Source organism: Acetobacterium malicum subsp. dehalogenans DSM 11527 (assembly GCF_000472665.1).
Classification (GTDB): Bacteria; Bacillota; Clostridia; order Eubacteriales; family Eubacteriaceae; genus Acetobacterium; species Acetobacterium malicum.
The window spans coordinates 1-6396 of sequence record NZ_AXAC01000065.1 but is presented as its reverse complement, the minus strand read 5'-3'; the positions used below and the strand labels follow the sequence as shown (position 1 = coordinate 6396).

At 35.2% G+C, this 6396-nt stretch carries 2 protein-coding genes and 1 pseudogene; 1 reads left to right on the top strand and 2 read right to left on the bottom strand.

What is annotated here, in order from left to right; translation table 11 throughout:
• Positions 1-284: 284 nt before the first annotated feature.
• Positions 285-1160: pseudogene (locus A3KS_RS21775) on the top strand (DUF3644 domain-containing protein); the annotation flags it as partial.
• A 492-nt stretch (positions 1161-1652) separates the two neighbouring features.
• Here A3KS_RS21775 and gmtX read toward each other — a convergent pair.
• Positions 1653-2306 carry a gamma-mobile-trio protein GmtX gene (gmtX, locus tag A3KS_RS0116865; RefSeq protein WP_026395895.1) on the bottom strand — a complete coding sequence of 218 codons (654 nt, stop codon included), beginning with the start codon at positions 2304-2306 and terminating at the stop codon, positions 1653-1655.
• On the bottom strand, positions 2303-6396 hold a 4094-nt coding region (gene gmtZ / locus A3KS_RS22870; RefSeq protein WP_051355964.1), incomplete at its 5' end, for a gamma-mobile-trio integrase GmtZ. The genes gmtX and gmtZ, both read right to left, overlap by 4 nt.

Here is a 6396-nt window from a genome sequence, read left to right as displayed (position 1 = left end):
AAGAGAAGCTCTATAAAATTAATACCAAAAGTATGCCCATGGTTGAAGTCAAAACGATTGTTTACCGCTATATCCATTATTACAATCGACGACGAATTTACAGTACAAATAATGGCTATCCACCGCTGGTTTATCGGGGGCTTTTTATCAACAATCACCAGCTCGCTGCATAGCATTTGAAGTTTTGATGATTGTTACCGACGATGAGGGCTGGCTATTCTATAGGGGCTTGGAAAATTCCTTGCGCGTTTTGACTGAACTATTATTGACAATTCCATAACAACCCACAAATAACTTTCAAGTCAGAGACGTTCATCACGCTTTCTATTATTGCATGGACTTATCTCATGCACGCGTATTATCGTGGTGAAGGAATTGAGTATCGCTATTTTAAGAAAAAGGGAAAAAGGAAGCAATTTGATAAGACACACCGAGGCGCAGATAAATATTGGGAACTTGAGAAATGTCTCGATTTCAAGGATTGTCCGCTTGATATCGGAACAAAAAACAATCTCAAGTTTCTGATTGGCATCCGGCATGAGATTGAACACCAGATGACAAATCAAATTGACGACTTCCTTAGCGCCAAGCTTCAAGCCAGTGCTATAAACTATGATTTCTACATTATAAAATTTTTCGGGAGTAAATATTCTGTTTCAAAGGATTTAGCGATTTCAATACAGTTTTCAGAAATAACTCCCACTCAGCGAAAGCAGCTGCTGTCAACTGAAAAGCTAACGAGCAATGTTAGAAATTACATTTCAGAATTTGAAGATTCCTTGACTGATTTTGAACTGAAAAACAACCGGTATGCCTACCGCGTACTCTATACCCCTATTAACGCTAACCGTAAAGGTCAAGCAGATAGAGTCATAGAATTCGTTAAACCAGATTCCTCAATGGCAAGTGAAATCGAGCGTGTATTGATAAAAGAAACGGAACGAACTAAGTTTCTCCCAGGTGAGATTGTTAAACAACTGCAAGATGAGGGCTACACAAAATTTCGAATGGCGTCACATACTGATTTGTGGAAATCCAATGATGCTAAAAATTCAAGTAAAGGGTATGGAGCTCAAGTCAGCAAACAATGGTACTGGGACACACAGTGGTTAGAATTTGTACGTCAACACTGCAAGAACGCTGGAGAGCAATACAAATAGTAATTTTGCTCACGGTAACGAGCGAAATGTGTAAAATGATATTTTTGTATTGCCTACGAAGATAAGTCTGAAACATCTTAAGTATTAAGCTCACCTAGTTTTGATCATAGCAAACAAACCATCAAGTGATGGTTGAAAAAAAGTATTAGTTGAATGATCAGGTGTCAGTGAAAGCTCCGAAAAAGTCGGCTTTGAAAAAAATAATATGAATTATTTACAAAACTACCGCAAAATTATTCGATTCTCGCAAGAAAAAGCATATTAATCGGGCTTTTAGGCATAATCTGATCAATACATTTGACGTATTCTGCAAGCTGAGTAAGCAACATTTCACGTTTTCTTGTATCCTTTAGTTTTTCGGAGGTTTCCCAGTTAGGATCTTTTTATTTGATGAGTTTATTTATTATTTTAGATTTTAAAACATTTAATAAACGGTTCTTTATGGAAGAATTGCGAACGTCTGGACAGGGTGGTGGATCACATCTGAAATACTCAAGTATAGTCTTCTAAAATTTTTTTAATAGCCGTAATGAACCCAGGTTTGAATATACGGATACCATTTTTTTCCACCCGGCCACGTTCGTCTGTGGTCCAATCTTGACTTTTCATAAGTTCATCAGAAATAGCATGCCTTAATGCTTCTATTTCAGTGTTAGTGAGCTTGCGGGATGGAAATGCAATCGATTCATTTGAGTCTCCGCTTGAGGAGGGTCCATTTAATCCTGGTTTATATAAAGTCACTTCTGCTATCTTAAGTATATGATTTTCATTCCGCAAACTGCGATTTTCTCTTAAGATCATTCCGACATAAGCCTTGGTCGTTGGATCAGAAATGCCGTTTAAAATTTCATCATCAGTATTAGAAAAAACTTCTGCTTTCTTGTTTTTCTTAATTGATCCATTTGTAAATTGTGCCCAATTTTTTATTAAAGCTCTATAATCCGAAGCTGCTTTATTGCGTAGTGATTGTTCACTAGGTCCACCTTTATCGGCAAGAAGAGTTGCTATTTTTGCAATTGAAAAGTCAGTGTTTCCATGTTCAGCTTGTTCTTTGCAGACGGAATTAATCAATTCAAGTGTGCTTTTTTTACGAGTTGAAGCATCTTTGCAAAGCGCTTCCAAAAATTCATCGGGATGTGCAATCATATGGTTTCAGCCTCCTTGAATATTGTGTTTGTTTTTTCGGAATCGGGAAGTAGCTTGATATTCGATTGATCTAAAATGAGGGTATTGTTTTCTAATTTTACAGATTTGATTTCTTCGTCAAACTCAAGAACCATTCCTATTTCTTCAAGCTTTTTTCGTCCTACAGCGAAAGGAATAGCATCTTTTAAGCTTCCAGATCGATTCATTATTAATCTCATCCATTGATTTCCTGCTAAGAGTTGTTCTTTTTCAGTCAACAAGAACATTATAGGTTTTTTATCATTCATCGCAAGTGTTGAATCAATAATTTGCGATCTTTGTAATATCGCTTTGCTTGCATCGGTTGATGGAAATATTTCAGCTCCATTGCAGATTGTTTGGATTTGTTCCAATGCATCATCTGCATTGGTTAATGATAGCTGGAGATCTTCTAATGTTCCTGAAGTAATCAATTGAAGGTTTTCTTCTTGAGTGCTTTTTTCTATTATCGACATGCATTTTGCAATCAAGTAGAAAGTTCCATTGTAGTCATTTGCCAATTTATCATTCTTCTGAATTTCCAGAGAATGCAAGTTTTCCAGTTGTAGTAATTTTGCTTGTTTTGTAAATAAGTGACCATTATTATCACAGTCATACTTGAAATCTTCAAGGGCATGGATTTCTTTTTCAAAACTAATGATTTTTTTTCCTGCTTCGCTCATATTATAGCTTAATACGTTGAAATGATGAATCAGTCCCGGTAAAAAGGCTGGGCTAGTGATAAACCAACGACAACGGACACAATTTTGTTCCGGATATCCGGGGACTGGTCCATAGTAGGTTGTACCAGTATCGTCATTATCATAAACACCTCCGCTGTCACAGCCAAAATTTGATTTAGGGCAAATGCCTAAGTCGCCTTTTATTATACTTGCACCAGATCCTTGAGAATTGATTACTGCTTGATAGGCAATTAGATCGTTGCTCGCACTTGAAGTTTCTAGCTGATTATATTGGGCATCCCGCAAAAATCGTCTAAACGATTCTTTGTCATTTTCAAGAATATTGTTTTCAGCTTCGGTCATTTTATCTGTTACATATGAGATACCTGCTTTTGTGTAATATAGAGTCATAATAAGTCGTGCATGACCGGCTATGGCTTTGCTTAGAATCGGCATTGGAACACCACCCTCCAAAGCATATGCAGTAATTAAAGAAACTCTTAAAGCATGTAAAGGATAAAATGTTTGCGTGTCATTTCCTTGACTACTAGACTGATAAACAAACTTTATTTCTTTTTCTTCATTAGATTCACTATTTTTATTTATTTCATTTTCAAGTTCGATTAACAATTTAAGCCATAAGGTTTTAATGACTGATTCGGTCATGGGTAAATGTTCTTCGTTAACTGATTTAATATTTCTAAAAAGGAAAGCTGTTTCTCCCATTTGTTTCAGAACTCTAGTGGCTTTTACTCCGCCTAAATGCTTTCGCTTTAGTTCTGTCCAAGATGCAAGTTTATTTAATGGATTATATTTTTGCTGCCAATTGCGAAGTTTTGCAAGCCAATACAATGCTTCTTCATTTTGCCAAGGGATTTCGTATCCTTTTTGATCTGCGTCTTTATTTATATCCGCTGTTTTATTCGTGTTTATGAAGAAACCAGTCATCTCTTGTTTGGTGATAGGATCTTTGAAGTAACGAAAAGCACCTTTTTCTGAAGGGTGTTTATTTGTTCCTTTTTTGAAAGGACCATTATTTTTAGTCCAGTAACCTGCTTCTTCCCGTTTTGTTTGTTGATATATATAGGTATCTGCTTCTCCTGAATCAAGCATTCTCACTTGATATGTTCTTAAAGGTAATAGTAGTTTCATATAGAGAGCAACAGAAATGGCCGGTGACCATATCTCATAAACCCAGCCATTGAAACCTTTATTAGTTCGTTCTTTTACAGTCGGTTTTCTCTTTTTCCATACGCAATCAGGGTCATTTTTATCGATAAGTGATTTGTCAATTCTAATCCAACTACCTCCTTGAACCGAATGGGTTATACTCTGGGCATATTGCCAATCGGAGAAGTTTGTAGCATTATCAGGACATAACATTGAACGTAGATTTTTGATATATCGATACGGTAGTACATTTTTATTAGACTCACTGAGATTAATATTATTTAAACTTGAATTATCGGGAATGAATTTTTTGATAGGATTGTGAAATTCATACGGAATCCGCATTCGCCCAAAATCGTCCGGAAATGAAAACTTGTTTTTTAGTACCCAATCAATAAAAACATTGGTTTTCTTTATAAGCGAAATTGCACTTGATCTTTTAAAATTTGAAAAACACAGTTCAAAGTAATTTGGGGCATTAAAACTAATATTTAAAAACTGGCGAGGATCTTTTGTTATATGTTGATTATAAAGATAAACTTCAAAAAATTTATTAACAGCTTGTATTGCTGTATCAAGTCCAGTATATTGTTCTTTTAGCCACTCTTCAGCGTATTGTCTCCACTCTTCAAAATCAGAGTTTAAATTTAAGACCCAACTAAAAGTTCTATCGTCTGATTTTTGGAAGTGTTGAATAATAGGAATGAATTTTCTAATGGGATTACAATATCCTCCAGAAATTAAAACATTACCATTTTCATCTTTAACGGAATAGTAGTTTTCTAATACCCAATCGATAAACAAACTTACATTTTGAGATTGAGAAATTGGCGTAGATGATTCTTTATAGTTATTATAGCAAATTTTATAAAAATCTGGAGCCTCAAAACTCTTGCTTAAAAAAACGCGTGGATCTTTAGTAATGTGTTGTTCATAAAGATAGTTCTCAAAAAATTTAAAAAGACTTATCCTTGCATCGTGTTTTTCATACTCTGTATCTTTAGATTCACACCATTTTTTTGCGTATTGTTGCCATCTCTCAAAATCAGGATCTAATTCTAGAATCCAACGGAACGATATGTCATTTCGCTTCATGTGGAGTATCGCTGGCTTTGGAATAGAATCTTTGATAGGGTTATGATATCCTTTAGAAATCAGCGTTTCTCCATGGACATCTTTATCAGAGAAGTAATTCTCCAACACCCAGTCTATGAATGAACTAGTTTTCCTGGCAAAATAAGAGTTTATGGGACGATCTTTGCAATGACCATAGCAAATATTGTAAAAATTCGGAGTTTTAAAACTTGTACTTAGAAATTTGGCAGGATCTTTAGTAATGTGTTGCTCATAAAGATAAACTTTAAAAAATGTTGAAACTGATTGCTTTGTCACTTTTATTCCACTGTCTATAGTTTTCATCCATTCTGCTGCGTATTGTTGCCATTCCTCAAAATCAGGATCTAATTCTAAAATCCAACGGAATGACAAGTCATTTCGCTTCATAAAGCTTATTTTTGGCTTTGGAATAGAATCTTTGATAGGGTTATGATATCCTTCAGAAGTTATTTTTTCTCCAGAGTCATCGTCATTAGTAACGGGAAAGTGGTTTTCCAACAACCAATCTATGAATGAGCTTAATTTTCTGGCTTTAGAGAGGTGTGCTCTATAAGTATCTTTTGATAGATTTTTACTATGACCATAGCAAGTTTCAAAATAATCCGGAGCTACATAATTGACACTTAAAAATTTTTCTGGATCTTTCGTAATGCGCTGTTCGTAAAGATAGCGCTTAAAAAAATCTGCAACCGAGTTTTGTGCCATTGACACACCGATATCAATAGTTTTCATCCATTCTGCAACGTATTGTTGCCATTCCTCAAAATCAGGATCTAATTCTAAAATCCAGCTGAATAATGTAACATTTTTTTTGCCTGAATTTCTTTTTCGCATTGGAATAGAATCTTTGATGGGGTTATGATAACCATCGGAAACCAACGTTTCTCCATTGTCATCTTTAACTGATAAGTAATTTTCCAAGACCCAGTCAATGAATGAACTTGTTTTTCTGGCCTCAGAAGCGCTATGAGATTTATGTTTACTATGACCATAGCAAATTTCAAAATAATCCGGAGCCTCAAAACTGGTACTTAAAAACTTGGCAGGATCTTTGGTAATGTTTTGCTCATAAAGATAGCGTTTGAAAAAGACTGTAACCGATC